17 protein-coding genes are annotated in these 18,023 nt (G+C 68.2%); 9 read left to right on the top strand and 8 right to left on the bottom strand.

Features of this window, described 5'->3' with window-relative positions; all coding sequences use genetic code 11:
* The first annotated feature begins 12 nt into the window (after window positions 1-12).
* Both CEY09_RS10920 and CEY09_RS10915 read left to right on the top strand, forming a co-directional pair.
* The gene (locus tag CEY09_RS10920; RefSeq protein WP_088588642.1) at window positions 13-891 is read left to right on the top strand and encodes a branched-chain amino acid ABC transporter permease; all 879 of its coding nucleotides are present in this window, start codon (window positions 13-15) and stop codon (window positions 889-891) included.
* Window positions 891-3,383 carry a branched-chain amino acid ABC transporter ATP-binding protein/permease gene (locus CEY09_RS10915; protein WP_088588641.1) on the top strand — a complete coding sequence of 831 codons (2,493 nt, stop codon included), beginning with the start codon at window positions 891-893 and terminating at the stop codon, window positions 3,381-3,383. The genes CEY09_RS10920 and CEY09_RS10915 overlap by 1 nt, the downstream gene beginning before the upstream one ends.
* Window positions 3,384-3,423: 40 nt before the next feature.
* Here the strand turns inward: CEY09_RS10915 and CEY09_RS10910 are convergent, their stop codons facing one another.
* A complete protein-coding gene (locus CEY09_RS10910) occupies window positions 3,424-4,428 on the bottom strand; it encodes an Lrp/AsnC family transcriptional regulator (protein WP_088588640.1) in 1,005 nt (334 codons plus the stop codon).
* An 82-nt stretch (window positions 4,429-4,510) separates the two neighbouring features.
* Between CEY09_RS10910 and CEY09_RS10905 the strand changes: the two genes are divergently transcribed.
* Together CEY09_RS10905 and CEY09_RS10900 are read left to right on the top strand one after the other, a co-directional pair.
* Window positions 4,511-5,830 (top strand): MFS transporter, encoded by a 1,320-nt coding sequence (locus tag CEY09_RS10905; RefSeq protein WP_088588639.1) that lies wholly within the window; start codon window positions 4,511-4,513, stop codon window positions 5,828-5,830.
* A 72-nt stretch (window positions 5,831-5,902) separates the two neighbouring features.
* On the top strand, window positions 5,903-7,333 hold the full coding sequence (locus CEY09_RS10900) for an amidase (RefSeq protein ID WP_088588638.1): 1,431 nt from the start codon (window positions 5,903-5,905) through the stop codon (window positions 7,331-7,333).
* Between the two features lie 106 nt (window positions 7,334-7,439).
* On the opposite strand, the gene metK is transcribed toward CEY09_RS10900, so the two are convergent.
* Complete coding sequence (gene metK / locus CEY09_RS10895) at window positions 7,440-8,603, bottom strand: methionine adenosyltransferase (protein WP_006224822.1); 1,164 nt, start codon at window positions 8,601-8,603, stop codon at window positions 7,440-7,442.
* Window positions 8,604-8,890: 287 nt separating this feature from the next.
* Here metK and CEY09_RS10890 point away from each other — a divergent pair, with 287 nt between their 5' ends.
* From CEY09_RS10890 to xerC, 5 genes are all read left to right on the top strand, one after another.
* Window positions 8,891-9,760: a lysophospholipid acyltransferase family protein gene (locus CEY09_RS10890; protein WP_006224823.1), complete on the top strand. Its 870-nt coding sequence runs from the start codon at window positions 8,891-8,893 to the stop codon at window positions 9,758-9,760.
* 44 nt (window positions 9,761-9,804) lie between these two features.
* Window positions 9,805-10,695: a lysophospholipid acyltransferase family protein gene (locus CEY09_RS10885; protein WP_088588637.1), complete on the top strand. Its 891-nt coding sequence runs from the start codon at window positions 9,805-9,807 to the stop codon at window positions 10,693-10,695.
* A 31-nt stretch (window positions 10,696-10,726) separates the two neighbouring features.
* Window positions 10,727-11,638, top strand: coding sequence for a diaminopimelate epimerase (gene dapF / locus CEY09_RS10880; protein WP_088588636.1), 912 nt, complete (start codon window positions 10,727-10,729; stop codon window positions 11,636-11,638).
* A 4-nt stretch (window positions 11,639-11,642) separates the two neighbouring features.
* Window positions 11,643-12,320, top strand: a complete 678-nt coding sequence (locus tag CEY09_RS10875) for a DUF484 family protein (RefSeq protein ID WP_006224826.1) — start codon at window positions 11,643-11,645, stop codon at window positions 12,318-12,320.
* A gap of 100 nt (window positions 12,321-12,420) precedes the next feature.
* Window positions 12,421-13,356: a tyrosine recombinase XerC gene (gene xerC / locus CEY09_RS10870; RefSeq protein ID WP_088588892.1), complete on the top strand. Its 936-nt coding sequence runs from the start codon at window positions 12,421-12,423 to the stop codon at window positions 13,354-13,356.
* A 4-nt stretch (window positions 13,357-13,360) separates the two neighbouring features.
* On the opposite strand, the gene CEY09_RS10865 is transcribed toward xerC, so the two are convergent.
* The 6 genes from CEY09_RS10865 to CEY09_RS32280 are packed head-to-tail and all read right to left on the bottom strand — an operon-like array spanning window position 13,361 to window position 17,869.
* A complete protein-coding gene (locus CEY09_RS10865) occupies window positions 13,361-14,431 on the bottom strand; it encodes a nickel/cobalt transporter (protein WP_175216748.1) in 1,071 nt (356 codons plus the stop codon).
* 23 nt (window positions 14,432-14,454) lie between these two features.
* On the bottom strand, window positions 14,455-15,138 hold the full coding sequence (locus CEY09_RS10860; RefSeq protein ID WP_088588635.1) for a DUF1007 family protein: 684 nt from the start codon (window positions 15,136-15,138) through the stop codon (window positions 14,455-14,457).
* A complete protein-coding gene (locus CEY09_RS10855; protein ID WP_088588634.1) occupies window positions 15,099-16,097 on the bottom strand; it encodes a metal ABC transporter substrate-binding protein in 999 nt (332 codons plus the stop codon). Before CEY09_RS10855 ends, CEY09_RS10860 begins: the two co-directional genes overlap by 40 nt.
* A 19-nt stretch (window positions 16,098-16,116) precedes the next feature.
* Window positions 16,117-16,983 carry a metal ABC transporter permease gene (locus CEY09_RS10850; protein ID WP_088588633.1) on the bottom strand — a complete coding sequence of 289 codons (867 nt, stop codon included), beginning with the start codon at window positions 16,981-16,983 and terminating at the stop codon, window positions 16,117-16,119.
* Window positions 16,980-17,702 (bottom strand): metal ABC transporter ATP-binding protein, encoded by a 723-nt coding sequence (locus tag CEY09_RS10845; RefSeq protein ID WP_088588632.1) that lies wholly within the window; start codon window positions 17,700-17,702, stop codon window positions 16,980-16,982. The genes CEY09_RS10850 and CEY09_RS10845 overlap by 4 nt, the downstream gene beginning before the upstream one ends.
* Window positions 17,699-17,869 (bottom strand): hypothetical protein, encoded by a 171-nt coding sequence (locus CEY09_RS32280; protein ID WP_167390059.1) that lies wholly within the window; start codon window positions 17,867-17,869, stop codon window positions 17,699-17,701. The genes CEY09_RS10845 and CEY09_RS32280 overlap by 4 nt, the downstream gene beginning before the upstream one ends.
* Window positions 17,870-18,023 lie beyond the last annotated feature (154 nt).

The following is an 18,023-nucleotide window of genomic DNA, read 5'->3' as shown; positions in this document are numbered from 1 at the left end:
CGGGAGACGCGCATGTTGTTGATGTCCGCCATCGTCAGCGGCCTGGGTCTGGGAAGCATGTACGGACTGATGGCCCTGGGCTTTTACCTGACCTACGCCGTGTCGGGCACGGTGAACTTCGCCCAGGGCAGTTCCATGATGCTGGGCGCCGTGCTGACCTATACGTTCGCGCAGACGCTGGGCTGGCCGCTGGTGCCTGCCTTGCTGGCGGCCTTCGCGCTGTGTGCGCTGTACGGTCTCGCAGTCGAACGGCTGGCCGTGCGGCCGTTCGCCAGCCGGGGCTCCAACGCCTGGTTGATGTCCACGGTGGCGCTCGGCATCGTGCTGGACAACGTCGTGATGTTCACCTTCGGCAAAGAGCCGCGCAGCCTGCCGTCGCCACTGGCGCAAGCGCCGCTGGAGATCGGCGGGCTGGGCCTGGGCATCTATCCGCTGCAGCTGCTGATTCCGCTGGTCGGCCTGGTGCTGGCGGCGGCGCTGCACACCCTGTCGCGCCGCACTCGCTGGGGCGTGGCGCTCCTGGCGGTGGTGCAGAACCCCGGCGCCGCGCGGCTGATGGGCATCCCGGTGCGCCGCGCCATCATGGCCGCCTTTGCCGTGTCCACGCTGTTCGCCGGCGTGGCGGGCGCCCTGGTCGCACCGCTGTTCAACGTGCAGGCCGACATGGGCACGCTCTTCGGCCTGAAAGCCTTTGTCGTTGCGATTCTGGGCGGCATCACCAGCGCCTGGGGCGTGATGATCGCCGGACTGCTGTTCGGTGTGGTCGAAGCGCTGATCACCGTGGCCCTGGGCTCCGGATACACCCAGATCATCAGCTTCACGCTGGTGATCGTCATGTTGGCCGTGCGTCCCAATGGACTGTTCGGACGCGCCGATGTCAGGAAGGTCTGATGAATAAACGACTTGCATCGCGCTGGCTCCCGCTGGCGCTCTACGCCCTGCTGGCCGTGGCCGGCCTGGCCCTGGCGGCCACCGTCAACGGCTATTACGTGTTCGTGCTGGGCAACGTGGCGCTGCTGGCGCTGGCCGGCATCGGGCTGAACGTGCTGCTGGGGCTGACCGGGCAGATGTCGTTCGGCCATGCGGGCTTCTACGCCATTGGCGCGTATACCGTGGCCATCCTGACCGGCCAGGCCGGCTGGAGCTTCTGGCTGGCCTGGCCGGCGGCGGCACTTGTGGCCGGCGCGTTCGGGTTGCTGCTGGCGCTGCCCGCGCTGCGCGTGAAGGGCCCTTACCTGGCGATGATCACCATCGCCTTCGGTTTCATCGTCGAGCACGCGCTCATCGAAGGCGGCGACGTTACTGGCGGCCAGAACGGGCTGATGGGAATCGTGCAGCCGTCCGTTGCCGGCATCGGCGGGGACCGCGGCGTGGCCATGCTGGCCATCGTGGCGGTATTCGTGGCGCTGGCGGCCTACGCGCTGCTGTCGCGCGGCACCTGGGGTGCGGCGATGCGCGCGGTCAAGGACAGTGAAACGGCCAGTGAATCCATCGGCATCAATCCGCTGGCGGTCAAGGCCGTGGCCTTCATGGTGTCGGCGGCGGTGGTGGGCCTGGCGGGCGGACTCTACGCGCCGCAAGCCGGCATGATCACGCCGCACAACTTCAATTTCATGCAGTCCATCCTGTTCGTGCTGGCGGTGACGCTGGGCGGCGCGGGATCGCTGGCTGGACCTTTGCTGGGCGCGGTCGTCGTCGGCCTGCTGCCGGAAATGCTGTCCAGCCTGGAGGAATACCGCCTGCTGTTCTTCGGCGTCTTCCTGCTGGTGGTGCTGTGGGCTGCGCCGGACGGCGTGGCCGGGTTGGTGTCGCGCTGGCGCCGCCATTCAGCGGGCCACGCGCTGACGCCCCGCCAGGGCGGCGCCATGCCTGCCGGTGGCCGCCCCCGGCGTGTGCTGCGCGCAGACGCGTTGACCATGACGTTCGGCGGCGTGCGTGCCGTGCAATCGGTGTCGTTCACCGTGCCGCCGGCCGCCGTCACGGCGCTAATCGGGCCGAACGGCGCGGGCAAGTCCACGGTCATCAACATGCTTAGCGGCTACTACCAGCCCACCAGCGGCGCGGTCGCGCTGGGCGACGCGCCGCTGGCCGCTATGCCCGCCTACCGCGTGGCGCGCAGCGGCATCGGCCGCACCTACCAGACCTCTCAACTGTTCGACACGCTGAGCGTGGAAGACAACGTGGCGCTGGGCATGGTGCGCGGCCGGCTGGGCGGGCTGCTGGCGTCGCGCCGGTATCTGGCGCCCGACGTGCGCGAACGGGCACGTGCCCTGCTGGCGTTTTGCGGCTACGAGGGCGCGTTGGACGTGCCCGCCGCCGACCTGCCGCACGTTGACCGGCGCCTGGTGGAGATCGCCCGCGCGCTGGCCACCGACGCCGACATCCTGCTGATGGACGAACCCGCTGCGGGCCTGTCGCGCGAAGACAAGACGCGGTTGGCCGGCCTGCTGCGGCGCATCGCCGAGGCCGGCGCGGGCGTGCTGCTCGTCGAACACGACATGGCGCTGGTGATGGGGGTGTCGGACCACATCGTCGCCATCGACGCCGGCCGCGAACTGGCGCAGGGCAATCCTGCCCAGATCCAGCAATCGTCCGCCGTGCGCCAGGCCTATCTGGGCGACGAAGCCGCCCGTCGCGCGCCCGCCGCGCGGCAACGCCCCGCAGGCACCCCCATCGCGCCGGAAGTCCTGGGCGTGGGCAATCTGGTCACCGGCTACGGCGCCAACCCCGTGCTGCACGGCATTGACCTGCAAGTGCGGCAGGGCGAGATGGTGGCCCTGCTGGGCGCCAACGGCGCGGGCAAATCGACGTTGATGCGCACGTTGGCCGGGCTGCACCGGCCGGCGCAAGGCGGCATGCATCTGCAGGGGCAAGAGCTCAACGGCCTGGCGGCCGACCGCATCGTGGCACGCGGCCTGGTGCTGGTGCCCGAAGGCCGCCAGGTCTTTCCGGGCCTGAGCGTGCTGGACAACATCCGGCTGGGCGCTTTCCTTCACCCGCAAGACCGCGAGGCGCGCGTCGAAGAGATGCTGACGCGCTTCCCGCGCCTGCGCGAACGCCTGCATCAACGCGCCGGCCTCTTGTCGGGCGGCGAACAGCAGATGCTGGCGATTGCGCGCGGCCTGATGTCCAAGCCCGTGATCCTGCTGCTGGACGAACCGTCGCTGGGCCTGGCGCCCAAGATCATCGACGAATTGTTCGAGGCGCTGGACCGGCTGCGCGCCGAGTCCATGACGATCCTGCTGGTGGATCAGATGGCCGCGCTGGCGCTATCGCTGGCAGACCGCGCCTATGTGCTGGAGTCGGGCCGCGTCGCCGCGCAAGGCACGGCCGCGGAGATTGCAGAGGACGGAGCACTGGCCCGCGCCTACCTGGGCGCGTAGCGGCGCGAAGTACCGGCTGCGCGCCCCTGGCCGGCGGACGTTATTCGGCGTCCGCTTCCAGCCGCGCGCCGGCGCGCATGATGCCGCAGCGCTTGTGTGCGCGCATCACCACGCCGACTTCACTATTGAGCACGCCGTCCAGTTCCCCCAGCCGGCGCGTCACGACGTCCCACAGATGCAGGCTGTCGCGGCACAGCACGTGCCAGAACAACTGCGACGCGCCGCTGGTGCCGAACAGGCAGCGCGTATTCGGATCCAGGGCCAGATGCGCGGCCAACGCGTCCACCGCTTGTGGGCGCACCTGCACCGAAATCACGGCCTCTACCGGAAACCCCACCAAGGCCGGCTCCACTTCCACGCGGAAGCTCAGCGCGCGCCGCTCGACCAGATGCTGCAGCAGACGCTGCGCCGTGGGTTCGCTGACGCTGGCGTGCTCGGCCAGTTCAGCCAGGCTTGCCCGCCCGTCGCGCATCAGATGGGCGACCATGCGTTGTTCGGGTTCCGTCAGCGCCGCCGGCGGCTGCGCCTGCGGCGCTTCCGGGGCAGCGTCCGGCAGGGCCTGAATGCGCCATTGCCCGGCGCGGCGGAACGGCCGCAGCACCAGCCGCGCCTCCACGTGCTCGACGCCGTCGATGGAGGGCAGCACGCGCGTGACCACATCCGGCATGTCGGCCGCATCCGCCAGCGTCAGTTCGGCCATCAGGTCCGCGGTACCGGCCAGGGTGACCACCAACTGGCTGATGTCCAGCCGCGCCAGCTGATCGGCAACGTCCGGCACGCGGCCCGACCGGCAGCGCACCCAGGCGTGCAGCACCACCCCCTGGCCCATGGCCAGCGGGTCGGGCTCGGCGATGACCCGCAGCGCGTCGGCGTCCATCAGGCGGCGGATGCGGCGCGCGACGGTCCGCTCGGCGATGCCGGTGGCCGCACCCAGTTCGCGCCAGGACGCGCGGGGATCCGACTGCAAGGCAATCAGGCAGGCCAGATCGGTGTCATCGAGCGCTGGCATTAGGGGCTTACCCTTACTTGACGTGACCATATTCATTAATCTAACGTTCGCGCATTGATAAAAACATAAAATTAAACGGTATTTTTGACCAAAAATAAATTCTTATTTTGAGGACGTCATGAGCAGCCCATCCGCGACCTTGCGCAGCAAGCAAGGAGCAAGCGCCGCATCAGCCAGCGCAGCGCCCGTATCCCGCGCCCGCACCATCCTGGCCGGTAGTGTAGGCAATGCAGTCGAATGGTTCGATTGGACCATCTACGCCTCCTTCGCCATCTTCTTCTCCAGCCAGTTCTTCCCGCCTGGAAATGAAACCACCGCGCTCCTGGCCACCTTCGGCATCTTCGCCGTGGGCTTCTTCATGCGTCCGGTGGGCGGCTGGGTCCTGGGCATTTTCTCCGATCGCTACGGCCGCAAAGCCGCGCTCGGCCTGACGATCCTGATGATGGCGGGCGGCTCGCTCATCATCGCCATCACCCCCACCTACGCCACGATCGGCATTGCCGCCCCGCTGCTGCTGACCGGCGCCCGCCTGCTGCAAGGCCTGTCGCTGGGCGGAGAGTATGCCTCGGCTACGACCTTCCTGGCGGAAATGGCCCCGCCGGAAAAGCGCGGCTTCTATTCCAGCTTCGTCTTCTTCAGCGCCGCCGTCGGCATCCTGGCCGCCTCCGCCGTGGGCTGGATCCTGACCTCGACGCTGACCAAGGCCGACATGGCATCGTGGGGCTGGCGCATCCCCTTCCTGCTGGGCGCGCTGGGCGGCCTGGCCGGCATGTGGATCCGCCGCGCCATCCCGGAAACCGAAGCCTTCTCGCACGCCAAGAAGGCCGGCGTCGAAAAGCAGCCGTTGCGCACGCTGCTGCGTGACCACCCGCGCGAAGTGCTGCGCATCGTGGGCTTTTCCATCCTGACGACCTTCGCGTTCTACATCTTCGTGGCCTACGTCCCCACCTACGCCATCCGCCAGGTGGGCGCCGACCCCAAGACCGCGTTCGCCGCCAACACCGTCGCGCTGATCGTGTTCATGCTGGTCCAGCCGCTGTTCGGCATCCTGTCCGACCGCATCGGCCGCAAGCCGCAGCTGATCTTCTTCGCCACCGGCTACCTGGTGTTCTTCTACCCGCTGATGACGACGCTGGGCCCGTCCTTCGGTTCGATCCTGGCAGTGGAGCTGTTCGGCCTGGTGCTGTATGCCATGTACACGGCGATCGCCCCGGCCATCATGTCCGAGCAGTTCCCCACCAGCGTGCGCGCTGTCGGCATCGGCACGCCCTACAACCTGGTTGTCGCGCTGCTGGGCGGCACCACGCCCTACCTGCTGACCTGGCTGCAAAGCAAGGGCATGGAGCGCTGGTTCTTCTACTACGTGCTGGCAGGCGCCGTGATCACGCTGATTACCTTCATCCGCATGCCCGAGACCAAGGGCCAGACGCTGAAGTAGCGGCCAGGCACCCGTGTAAACGCTTTCCGGCTCCGCAAGGGCCGGAGAGCTTTTTCTTTTTCCATGAGACCCATGCCAGAACAAGACCACACCGACCTGCATTTCCGAGACGCCCGCGAACTTGCCCGCGCCATCCGCCAACGCGAGCTGAGTTCGCGCCAGGTCACCACGCACTTCCTGGACCGCATCGAACGCGCCCCGGCGCTTGCGGCCTATAGCGAAGTCACGGCCGAACGCGCCCTGGCGCAGGCCGACGCGGCGGACCGCCTGCAAGACGCCGGCATCCTCATGGGCCCGCTGCACGGCGTGCCGGTGGCGGTAAAGGACAGCATCCAGTGGCAAGGCACGCCGGCCACCGGCGGTTCGCAGACCCGGCGCGGCGTCATCAGCGGCGAGACCTCGGCCGCCGTTCGCGCGCTGGCCGCGCAAGGCATGGTGATTCTGGGCAAGACGCGCATGACCGAATTCGCGTTCGGGCTGTCGGGCCAGAACCCGACCCAGGGCACGGCGCGCAATCCGTGGGACGCCCGCGTCGCGCGTGCGCCAGGCGGGTCCTCGAGCGGATCGGGTGTGGCGGTGGCGGCCGGGCTGGCGCCGATCGCGCTGGGCGGCGACACGGGCGGCTCCGTGCGCGCCCCGGCGGCGTTGAACGGCGTGGTGGGCTACAAGCCGTCGACCGGCGTGATCAGCCGGGCCGGCTGCCTGCCCCTGTCAGACACGCTGGACGTGCTGGGCCCCTTGGCCCGCAACGTGGCGGACGCTCGTCTGCTGACCCAATTGCTGGCCGGCCCTGATGTGGACGACGCCACGACCCTGGCGTTACCCCCCGCCAGCTTCACCGCGTTGCGCCACCCCGCCCCGCGCCGGCCGGGCGCGGTCGCCGTGCTGGCCCCCCAAGCCTGGCCCGCGTCGCTGACTGAAGCCGGGCTGCAGGTCTGGCATCAGGCGCAAGCGCGCCTGGAGCAAGCCGGCCTCACCCCCACCGCCTGGCACCCGCCCGCCTCGCTGTCGTTTGCGCGCATGGCGGACGACAACTCGGTGGTGCTGGCCTACGAGGCCTATCGCTACTACGGCGCGCTGGCCGAGAACCCCGCAGCGCCCTTGTGGGACATCGTGCGTGCGCGCATTGCGGCGGGCGGACGGATATCGCAGGCTGATTACGACGCCGCACTGCGCCGCCGTCAGGCCGACATGGCCGCGTTCGCCAGCGCCATGCGTGGCGTCGATGCCCTGTTGATGCCCGCCTGCGACCAGGCCGCGCAAGCGCTGGACGCCGAAGACGTCCGCCACGTCGGACTGGGCAAGCTGCTGCGCCCCGCCAACTTCCTGGGCGCGGCCGCGATCTCGCTGCCGGCGGGCTTCGACAACGAAGGCATGCCCATCGCCGTCCAGCTGCTGGCCCCCGCCGGTTGCGACGCCGCCCTGCTGGACTGCGCCGCCGCGCTGGAACCCGTGCTGCTGCCCGCGCCGCGCGTGCCGGACCTGTCGGCCTGGGGACTGTAGGCGCGTCACGCGAAAACCGTCTCACCCAGCCTAGCCCGGGCGGGGTGCAAGACGAAAAAAAGCCCCTGCGAACCTTCCGCAGGGGCTTTTTCTTTGAAGAAGCGGCTTACAGCGCTTTCTTCAGGTCCTGGACCTTGTCCGTGGCTTCCCACGAGAATTCCGGTTCCGAACGGCCGAAGTGGCCATAGGCGGCGGTCTTCGCGTAGATCGGACGCAGCAGGTCCAGCATGTTCACGATGCCCTTCGGACGCAGGTCGAAGTGCTCGCGAACCAGCTTGGCGATCTCGTGGTCGGGGATGACGCCGGTGCCTTCGGTGTAGACGGTGATGTTGATCGGCTCAGCCACGCCGATGGCGTAGCTGACCTGCACCTGGCACTGGCGCGCCAGGCCGGCGGCCACGATGTTCTTGGCCACGTAGCGCGCGGCGTAGGCGGCCGAACGGTCGACCTTGGACGGATCCTTGCCCGAGAACGCGCCGCCGCCGTGCGGGCATGCGCCGCCGTAGGTGTCGACGATGATCTTGCGGCCGGTCAGGCCGCAATCGCCTTGCGGGCCACCGATGACGAAGCGGCCGGTCGGGTTGACCAGGAACTTCGTATTCGGGGTGATCAGGCCTTCGGGGAAGCTCGGCTTGATGATGTCTTCAATGACGGCTTCGCGGATGGTCTCTTGCGTGACTTCCGGGGCGTGCTGGGTCGAGAGCACCACGGTATCGACTTCGGCCGGGCGGCCGTCGACATAGCGGAACGTCACTTGCGACTTGGCGTCCGGACGCAGCCACGGCAGGCGGCCATCCTTGCGCAGCTCGCTCTGGCGCTGCACCAGGCGGTGCGCGTACCAGATCGGGGCCGGCATCAGGTCGGGCGTTTCATCGCACGCGTAGCCGAACATCAAGCCTTGGTCGCCCGCGCCCTGGTTCAGATAGTCTTCCGAGCTGCGGTCCACGCCTTGGGCGATGTCGGGCGATTGCTTGTCGTAAGCAACCAGCACGGCGCAGCCCTTGTAGTCGATCCCGTATTCGGTGTTGTCGTACCCGATGCGGCGGATGGTGTCCCGCGCGACCTGGATGTAGTCGACGTTGGCGGTGGTGGTGATTTCACCAGCCAGGACGACCAGGCCCGTGTTGCACAGCGTTTCGGCTGCGACACGCGCGTTGGGGTCCTGCGTGAAGATGGCGTCCAGGATGGAATCGGAAATCTGGTCGGCAACCTTGTCGGGATGCCCTTCAGAGACGGATTCGGAGGTGAAGAGAAAATCGTTATTGGCCACAGATGCGTCCTTAGTGTCCGGCTTGGCCGGCGCATAGGTTCACGAGGCGCGTTGCACCCCGGACTGCATGGCATACGCTAATCTGGGCGCGACGCTTTAGCGGATTCAGCAAAGGCCGCGCATGGCGCCGCACCCTTGCCGTCGCCCCGCAAGTTGTCGGTTAACTCGGCGACTGAGCTCATTTTAAGCGAAAATGCCGTTCTTATGCTTACGGCCAGGGTGTAAACATATTCCCGCAAGCCCGGCATCCCCCGGCATGGCCGTACCCGTCCTTCTCCATTTACCGAATGCTGCTTGCCCTGTTCAGACTCTTCGCCGCCTTGCCGCTACCCGTCGCGCACGCCATCGGGCGCCTGGCGGGGCTTGCGGTCTACGCCTGGCCCGGGAAGTACCGCCGCCGGCTCCAGGCCAACGCGGCCCAGGCCGGTTACCCTGGCGCGGCGTTCGCCCGCCAGGCCGCGGCCGAGACCGGCGCCATGATCCTGGAGAACCCCCGGGTCTGGTTCAAGAATGAGCAAAGCCTGGCGCAGGTAGTGTCTGACGACAACGACGTCGTCACGGCCGCCCGCGCTGAAAACCGCGGCATCCTGTTCCTGACGCCCCACCTGGGCTGCTTTGAAATCACCGCCCGCTACCTGGCGCGCCAGATGCCGATGACGGTGATGTTCCGCCCCCCGCGCAAGGACATCCTGGCCCCGCTGCTGGAAACGGCGCGCAACAGCTCGGACGTCAACGCCGTGCCGGCCACCATGCAAGGCGTGCGCGAGTTCGTACGCGCCCTGCGCCGCGGCGAATCCGTCGGCATGCTGCCGGACCAGGCGCCCAGCGTGGGCGACGGCGTGTGGGTCCCGTTTTTCGGCCGCCTGGCCTACACGATGACGCTGCCCAGCAAACTGGCCACGCAAACCAATGTGCCGATCATCCTGACGGCGGGCGAACGCCTGCCCCATGGCCGGGGCTGGCGCATCCACTATGTGCGCGTGCCGGAGCCCCTGCCTGCCGACCCGCAGGCGCAGGCCGCCTTGATCAACGCCGCGATGGAAACACTGATCCGGCGCTGCCCCCAGCAATACCTCTGGAGCTACAACCGCTACAAGACCCCGCGCGGCGCCCCGGCAGCGCCAGATGCTGGCACGGCGCCCCCGGCCGCTCCCTGAAAGCCCCGCCGTCCCAAGTAGCCCGGTCTTACCCCCACCACTCCATGAACGAATCGAAAACGCGTACGCTGGTCACCCTGCTGAAATGGTTCGGCCGCATCAAGCCGTCGACGCGCCAGCGCATCGGCGCTGTCCTGGGTTGGCTGGCCCCCCGCCTGGCCCGGTCCCGCGCCCACATCGTGCGTCGCAATCTGGAACTGTGCTTTCCTGACCAGCCCGCGTCCGTGCGCGAACAATGGGTTGCTGACCACTTCCGGGCGCTGGCGCAATCCATCGTGGACCGCGGCGTGCTCTGGTACGGCACGCCCGAGGCCGTCAAGGACCTGGTCACGCAAACGGGCGCCGACCGCATCAACGAACTGACGGCCCAAGGCCGTGCCGTGATCCTGCTGGCGCCCCACTTCATCGCTCTGGACGCGGCCGCCACGCGCCTGACCATGGAAGTGCCCAGCGCGGCCACCATGTACACCCCGCAGAGCGACCCGCACATCGACGCGGTCGTGGCCGCCGGGCGCGCCCGCTTCAACGAGGTCTTCCTGGTCAGCCGCAAGGACGGCGTGCGCGACCTGATCCGCCACCTGCGCGCCCCGCGCCCGGTCTATTACCTGCCCGACATGGATTTCGGCCGCCAGGGCTCGGTGTTCGTGCCCTTTTTTGGCGTTCCCGCTGCCACGCTGCTGGCCACCGCCCAGCTGGCCCAGAAGTGGAACGCGGCCGTGTTGCCGGTGGTGGGTTTCTGGAACCCGCAGACCGGCCGCTACCACGTCGACGTGCTGACGGCGCTGGAGGACTTCCCCGGCGAAGACTCGCTGGAAGCCGCCACCGCCCGACTGAACCGCGAGCTGGAATCCTGGGTGCGCCGCTGCCCCAGCCAGTATTACTGGGTGCACCGGCGCTTCAAGACCCGCCCCCCGGGCGAACCGAAAGTCTATTGAGGACCCGGCACGCGCTGCCCGCACCCCAATAATGGGCGATAATCCAGGAATGAACTGGAACTTCACCAAAATGCATGGCGCGGGCAACGATTTCGTCGTGCTCGACGGGGTCCGCCAGACCATCGACATGACGCCCGAACGGGCGCGCGCCCTGGGCGACCGGCACTTCGGCATCGGCGCCGACCAGATCCTTCTGGTCGAACGCGCCACCCGGCCAGATGCCGACTTCCGCTATCGCATTTTCAATTCCGACGGCAGCGAAGTCGAACACTGCGGCAACGGCGCCCGCTGCTTCGTGCGCTTCGTGCACGAGCAAGGCCTGTCCGACCGCAATCCGCTGCGCGCCGAAATCGCCACCGGCATCCTCGTCCTGGACGAAGGTGACGACGAACAGGTCACGGTTGAAATGGGCAGCACCCGTTTTGATCCCGCCGCGCTGCCGTTTGATACCGCCGGCCTGGCCTCGCAACGCCAAGGCGAAGACACGCTCTGGGAACTGGAACTGGACGCGCCCGCCGGCGTGCCCGCCAAGGTGCTGCTGTCGGCCGTGGCCATTTCCAACCCGCATGCCGTGCAAGTCGTCGACAACGTCGACACCGCGCCCGTCGCCGTGCAGGGCCCGCTGATCGAAACCCATCCGCGCTTTGCGCGCCGGGTCAACGCGGGCTTCATGCAAGTGGTGGACCGCCACAACATCCGCCTGCGCGTGTTTGAACGCGGCGCGGGCGAAACCCTCGCCTGCGGCACCGGCGCCTGCGCGGCCGTTGCGGCCGGCATCCGCCGCGGCCTGCTGGAATCGCCCGTGCGCGTGCAAACGCGCGGCGGCGTGCTCACTATTGCCTGGAACGGCGAACAGCTGCGCATGACCGGCCCGGCCGAGTCCGTCTTCACGGGGCAGGTCGACATCGACAAGCTCGTCTTCTCCATGGCGCTGAACCGCTGACCCTATGACTGATACCGCATTCACCGCCCAGGACATCGCCGCCTTCCTGCAAGAACACCCCGGCTTCTTCGACGAGCACGCTGACGTCTTCGCCACCATGCAGGTGCCCCATCCGCACGGTTCGCGCGCGATTTCGCTGGGCGAACGCCAGATCCTCACGCTGCGCGAACGCAACCGCGAATTGGAATGGCGCTTGAACGAGCTGGTGCGCAATGCCACCGCCAACGAAAGCATCGGCACGCACGTGGCCAAATGGTGCAGCCGCCTGCTGTCCGAAAACGACGCCCAGCGCGTACCGGGCGAAATTGCCCTGGGGCTGGCGGAACAGTTCGAACTCAACCACGTGGCGCTGCGCCTGTGGAATCTGTCCGAGTTGCCCGCCACCGGTTACGGCGAACCCGTCTCGCAAGACGTGCGCACGTTCACCGACAGCCTGAAGACGCCGTACTGCGGCACCGATACCGCGTTCGAAGCCGCGGGTTGGCTGGACAGCACGCCGAAATCGCTGGCGCTGGTGCCCCTGCGCCTGGAAGCCGACGGCGCCGCCGTCGGCCTGCTGGTGCTGGGCTCCGACGACCCCGAGCGATTCACCCCGGAAATGGGCACGGCATTCCTCGAATCCATCGGCCAACTGGCTTCGGCGGCGCTGCATCGCCTGAATCCGGCGTCGCCGAAGGCGTAAGACAACGCCAGGGCGGGCGGACATGAATTCCACCACGCGCGACGCGCCCCCGCCCGACTTCCCGCCGCCTGCTGCGGGCGGGCAAGCCTTGCCCGATCCGATGGACGCCTGGCTGCGTCATCTGGAAACCAACCGCCGCTATTCTCCCCACACGCTCGACGGCTACCGGCGCGAACTGCATTTCCTGCGCGAACTCGCCGAAAAGGCCGGTCTGCCGCTGGACAAGATCGCCAACGGCCACATCCGCCAGTTCGTCGCGCGCCTGCATGCCCAGGGCCGCGGCCCGCGCAGCCTGGCACGCACGCTGGCGGCCTGGCGCGGCTTCTATCAATGGTGGGCGCCGTCGATCGAACTGGCCGGCAACCCCGTGGCCGGCGTGCGCGCCCCCAAGGCGCCGCGCGGCTTGCCCAAGGCCTTGTCGGTGGAACAGACGCAGGCGCTGCTGGACCGTGCACCGGCCAAGGTCGCGAACGAGCCCGCCGCGCTGCGCGACCAGGCCATGCTTGAACTGCTGTATTCCAGCGGCCTGCGGCTGTCTGAACTGGTGGGGCTGGATCTGCGCTACACGCGCTCGGCCGGCTATGAATCCCGCGGCTGGCTGAAGCTGGACGAAGCCGAAGTCGAAGTGCTGGGCAAGGGCGGCAAGCGCCGCTCGGTGCCGGTCGGGCAGGCCGCCGTGGCGGCGCTGCAGAAGTGGATCGACGTGCGGGCCCAACTGGCGCTGCCCGCCCCCCAGCCGGAAGACGCTGCGGCCCTGTTTCTGGGTGCCCGCGGCAAACGCATTTCGCCCCGCGTCGTGCAGCTGCAACTGGCGCGCATCGCGCAAGACGCCGAACTGCCCACGCATGTGCATCCGCACGTACTGCGCCACAGTTTCGCCAGCCACGTGCTGCAATCGGCGCAGGACCTGCGGGCCGTGCAAGAAATGCTGGGCCACGCCAACATCTCCACCACCCAGGTCTACACCCGGCTGGATTTCCAGCATCTGGCCAAGGCCTACGACCAGGCGCACCCGCGCGCCGGCCGCAAATCCTGAACGCCTAGCCGCCTGCCGCCACCATGCCGCCCAGCAGCATGACGCCCAGCGACAGCACCGCCAACGCCGCCAGCGCTTCCACGCCGTAGCGCAAGCGCGCCGCGCCCGTGCTGGACAAGCGGTGGCCGATACGCGTTGCGGCGCTGCCGGCCGCCACTGCCAGGCAAGCCAGCGCCGCAACCGTCAGGCCCGTGCCCACGCCCATCGCCAGGGCCGACGCCACGCCGGCCAGGAAGAAGCCTTGCGACAAGGCGAACACCAGCACGATCAGCGCGCCGCTGCACGGCCGCAATCCCACCGCCAATACCGCCGATCCCGCACGACGCCAGTTCAACGGGCCCGCAACCTGATCAGGCGCCGGCACGTGCGCGTGGCCACAACCGCAGTCGTCATCGTGGTGATGGTGATGCGCAGGCGCCGGCGCGGTGGGCGCATGCACGGCAATCGCCCGCAATGCGGCGGCGCCCTTCAGCGCAGGTGGGGGAGGCATGGGCGCAGCGACGGCCGGCGCCGGCGCGACTCCCTGGCCTGCCCGGCGCCGCAGCAACGGCCGGATCGCCTTCACCCACACCAACCATGCGCCCAGCAGCGTCACCAGTGCATAGGACGCCAGCTCCAGCCAACGCGTTGCCTGGTTCATCGTCGCCGCGGTGGCGTTGAACACCAACGCCAGCACCGCCACCATCGCAATCGCAACCAGCGCCTGGATCAACGCGGAAGCCAGCGCCAGCAGCGCGCCGTTGCGCGCCGTCTGCCGATTGGCCAGCACATAGGAAGAGATCACCGCCTTGCCGTGCCCGGGCCCCAAGGCGTGGAACACGCCATAGGCGAAAGACAGGCCGATCAGCGCCCAGGCCGCGCCGCCTTCCGCCTGCCAGGCCCGCACCGCGCCCGTCAGCTGACGGTAGAAATGGCTTTGCCAGACCGACACCTGCCCAAAGAAGCTGGCCAGCCATCCCGGCCCGGCCAACCCCGAACCGCTTTCCGGCACGCCAAAGGGATGTGCACCCTGGGCGACAGCCGCGCCCATGCCGCCCAGCAGCACCAAAGCCACCGCGAACCGCAGCGCGGAAATCACAGCGACGCTCGGACGTCGCACTACGGGCACCGCACTTCGATGCGGTGCGTCAGCCCCTTCGTGATGGCGAAAAGCTCGTCGGGCAACGCGTCCGGGTCGGCCGGGATCGCGGCCAGTTGCTGCATGGTCTTCCAATCCAGTTCCTTGGGCTTGCGGTATTCGGACGTGCACGCTGCGGCAGCCGGGCCGCCCAGCGCCACAGCACCTTTTTCATCGAAGGCGTACGCGACGAAATACGTGGGGTCGTAGATATCAACTTGCGCGCCGTCGGCACCCGGCGCCACGGGCGCGGCCAGCGGCAACGTGAACGACAGCGTCAGCCGCTTGGTCTTCGCGTTCCAATCGACGCGCGCGTCGCGCGGCGCCGCGAACGCGGCCATCTTGCCGTCCGCGGTGACCCGGGTGAAATAGTGCGAGATCGGCTCGCCCAGCGCCTTCATCCAGTCATCGGCCATGCCCTTCAAGGTTGCGGCGGGCAAGGAACCGTCCTTGCCCGTCTTCAGGCCTTGCGTGGCATAGGCGCCGAACATCTCGTCAAACAACCAGACCTGGCGGACTGCCGTGATGCGGTGCTGCGCGTCGATATCGATGGTGGCGCGAGCGTCGATCCACATGTGCGGATGCGCGCTGGCGGCGCCCGCCGCCAGCATGGCCGTCACGGCGCTCAGGGTTGCAAGGCCGCGGCAAGCTGACGTACGTTCCATTCAAACATTTCCAGATAGGTGGCGCCGGGCTGTCCGGACTTGGACAGCGCATCGGAATAAAGCGTACCACCCACCTTGGCGCCGGTCTCGCGCGCGATCTGCTGCACCAGCTTGGGGCTGGTGATGTTCTCGACGAAGACGGCCGGCACGCGTTCGCGCTTGACCTGTTCGATGATGGCGGCGACTTCGCCCGCCGACGGCTCGGCGTCCGTCGACACACCCATTGCCGAAATGAACGCCACGCCGTAGGCGTCGCCGAAATAGCCGAAGGCATCATGCGAGGTCACGACCTTGCGGCGCTCGGCGGGAATGGCGGCAAACGTCTTCTTCACATTGGCGTCCAGCGCTTGCAGCTTGGCGATGTAGGCGTTTGCACGCTGGCGGTAGTTGTCGGCATGCGCCGGGTCGGCGGCGGCCAGGCCCTCGGCCACATTGCGCGCATAGATCACGCCATTGGCCAGGTTCTGCCAGGCATGCGGGTCGGCATCGCCGTGATGATGGTGGCCGCCCTCGCGGTCATGCCCGTGGTCGTGGCCGTGCCCGTGGTCATCGTCATGGCCGTGATCGTCGTGCTTGTCCGCATCGCCGTGCCCGGCGAACTTGCGCGGCGTCACGCCCTGCGAGGCCACCACGGTCTTGCCCGCAAAGCCCGAGGCCTTCGTCAGCTTGGGCAGCCAGGTCTCGAAATCCAGGCCGTTCACGAATAGCACCTGCGCGGCGGACAGCTTCTTCGCGTCGCCCGGAGTGGGTTCGTATTCATGGGCATCGCCGTCGGGGCCCACCAGCGTGGTCAGGCTGACGTCGTTGCCGCCCACTTCGCGCACGATGTCCCCAAGGATGGAAAAGCTGGCGACCGCCTTCACGGGGTCGGCGGCGTGCGCCGCGCCGAAAACGGCCGACAGGCACAGTCCGGCAACGGCCAACAGGGCGCGGCGGCGCGCCGGCAGAATGGAACGCATAGCGAATCTCCTAGTGAACTCAGGCCCGGCGCATGCGGCGCGGCGCCCGCAGCAACCCGCCATGCGGGCCGCCAACGATGGAAAACAGGTAACAGGCGCCGGCGGCCAGGATGATCGAGGGCGAGGCCGGCACGTTGTAGTGGTACGAGACCAGCAGCCCGCTGACGGACGCCAGCACGCCAAACGCCGCGGCCAGCGGAATCTGCCGGGCCGCCGAACGCGCCCAGAAGCGGGCGGCGGCCGCGGGCAGCATCATGATCCCGACCACCATCAAGGTGCCCAGCACCTGAAAGCCCGCCACCAGGTTCACGACCACCAGCACCAGGAAGCCCATGTGGACCCAGCCGCCCCCGCCGCCGCTGGCGCGCAGAAAGCTGGGGTCCAGGCATTCGGCCACCAGCAGGCGGTAGATCGCCGCCAGCACCAGCAAGGTCACGCTGGCCGTGATGGTCACCAGCAGCAGCGCCGCGTCGTCCAGGCCCAGCACCGTGCCGAACAGCACGTGCAGCAGATCCATATTGGAGCCGCGCAACGACACCAGCAGCACACCCAGCCCCAGTGAGATCAGATAGAAAGCCGCAAAACTCGCGTCCTCGCGCAAGGGCGTCAATCGCGCCACGAGTCCCGCCAGGAGAGCCACGGCCAGGCCGGTGGCGATGCCGCCCAGCATCATCGCGCCCAACGACAAACCCGACAGCAGAAAGCCGGCCGCGACGCCCGGCAGGATGGCGTGCGACATGGCGTCGCCCATCAGGCTCATGCGCCGCAGCACCAGGAATACGCCCAACGGCGCGGCGCCCAGCGACAAGGCGCTGGCGCCCGCCAGCGCGCGCCGCATGAAGCCGTAATCCAGAAAGGGCGAGACCACCCATTGCGCCAGACTCATGCGTAGGCCCTCGTGTGCCATTGCCGCGCCATCTTCAGATGCGCGTCGTTCAAGGTGTCTTGCGTCGCGCCCCAGGCCACGACCGATCCGCACAGCAGCAGGCAATCGGGGAAGTGGTCACGCACCAGGTCCAGGTCGTGCAGGACGGCGATCACCGTCCGGCCCTGGCCGTGCAGTCCGCACAGCAACGCCATCAAGTCGTCGGCGGTATGGCTGTCCACGGCCGCGAACGGTTCATCCAGCAGCAGCACCGGCGCATCCTGCATCAGCATCCGCGCAAACAGCGTGCGCTGCATCTGACCGCCCGAGAGCGTATCCACGCCGCGTCCGGCGGCATCCGCCAGCCCCACCGTCTCCAGCGCATCCATGCAGCGGTCAAGTTCTTCGCCGCCATACCGGCGCCATCCGCCGACTCGGCGCCACGCCCCCATCGCCACCAGGTCCAGCACCGTCACGGGGAACGACCGGTCCAGTTCAGCCGCCTGCGGCAACCAGGCCAGCTCGGACCGGCCCGCGCCGCTGATGCGCACGCTGCCCGTCATGGGACGCAGCACGCCCATGATTCCCTTGATCAACGTCGACTTGCCTGCCCCATTAGGACCCACCACGGCCGTCATGCCGCCGGCGGCAAACTGGCCCGACACCGATTTCAACGCCGGATGGCCATGCCAGCCGAACGACGCGTCATCCAGTTCGATGTGCACCGGCGCCACGCTCATCGCGGCCACCAGTCCAGCGCCCAGCCGGTCAGGGCCCAGAGGGCGGCGGCCGCCGCCAGTGCCGCCGCCATGCGGCGCCAGGCGGAAACCAGGAAGGCGGAACGCGGGATGGCGCCTTGCCGGGGTGCGGCGCCGGGCCGCGCAGGCAGAAGCGAGAAGTGAGACATGGGAAAGCGGTGTTCGAAAGGCGGTGGAAATGCGATGCCACGTGGTTTTATTATGTTATATCATAACCAATAAGGCTTGAATCCGCCCTGGACGCCCGCATATCCATGTTTTCTGCTACCTTCCAGGCATCTCGCGCGCGTCGCGCGCGTTCCT

Source organism: Achromobacter marplatensis (genome assembly GCF_002209535.1).
GTDB classification, from domain to species: domain Bacteria; phylum Pseudomonadota; class Gammaproteobacteria; order Burkholderiales; family Burkholderiaceae_B; genus Achromobacter; species Achromobacter marplatensis.
Note: the sequence above shows the minus strand (reverse complement) of the source record. Positions and strands in the feature narration are given on the sequence as shown.

Bases quoted from the DNA above. Each gene is read 5' to 3' on its own strand.
- CEY09_RS10920 (WP_088588642.1), top strand. From the start codon at position 13: ATGTTGTTGATGTCCGCCATCGTCAGCGGCCTGGGTCTGGGAAGCATG.
- CEY09_RS10915 (WP_088588641.1), top strand. From the start codon at position 891: ATGAATAAACGACTTGCATCGCGCTGGCTCCCGCTGGCGCTCTACGCC.
- CEY09_RS10910 (WP_088588640.1), bottom strand. From the start codon at position 4,428: ATGAATATGGTCACGTCAAGTAAGGGTAAGCCCCTAATGCCAGCGCTC.
- CEY09_RS10905 (WP_088588639.1), top strand. From the start codon at position 4,511: ATGAGCAGCCCATCCGCGACCTTGCGCAGCAAGCAAGGAGCAAGCGCC.
- CEY09_RS10900 (WP_088588638.1), top strand. From the start codon at position 5,903: ATGCCAGAACAAGACCACACCGACCTGCATTTCCGAGACGCCCGCGAA.
- CEY09_RS10890 (WP_006224823.1), top strand. From the start codon at position 8,891: ATGCTGCTTGCCCTGTTCAGACTCTTCGCCGCCTTGCCGCTACCCGTC.
- CEY09_RS10885 (WP_088588637.1), top strand. From the start codon at position 9,805: ATGAACGAATCGAAAACGCGTACGCTGGTCACCCTGCTGAAATGGTTC.
- dapF (WP_088588636.1), top strand. From the start codon at position 10,727: ATGGGCGATAATCCAGGAATGAACTGGAACTTCACCAAAATGCATGGC.
- CEY09_RS10875 (WP_006224826.1), top strand. From the start codon at position 11,643: ATGACTGATACCGCATTCACCGCCCAGGACATCGCCGCCTTCCTGCAA.
- xerC (WP_088588892.1), top strand. From the start codon at position 12,421: ATGGACGCCTGGCTGCGTCATCTGGAAACCAACCGCCGCTATTCTCCC.
- CEY09_RS10860 (WP_088588635.1), bottom strand. From the start codon at position 15,138: ATGGAACGTACGTCAGCTTGCCGCGGCCTTGCAACCCTGAGCGCCGTG.
- CEY09_RS10855 (WP_088588634.1), bottom strand. From the start codon at position 16,097: ATGCGTTCCATTCTGCCGGCGCGCCGCCGCGCCCTGTTGGCCGTTGCC.
- CEY09_RS10850 (WP_088588633.1), bottom strand. From the start codon at position 16,983: ATGAGTCTGGCGCAATGGGTGGTCTCGCCCTTTCTGGATTACGGCTTC.
- CEY09_RS10845 (WP_088588632.1), bottom strand. From the start codon at position 17,702: ATGAGCGTGGCGCCGGTGCACATCGAACTGGATGACGCGTCGTTCGGC.
- CEY09_RS32280 (WP_167390059.1), bottom strand. From the start codon at position 17,869: ATGTCTCACTTCTCGCTTCTGCCTGCGCGGCCCGGCGCCGCACCCCGG.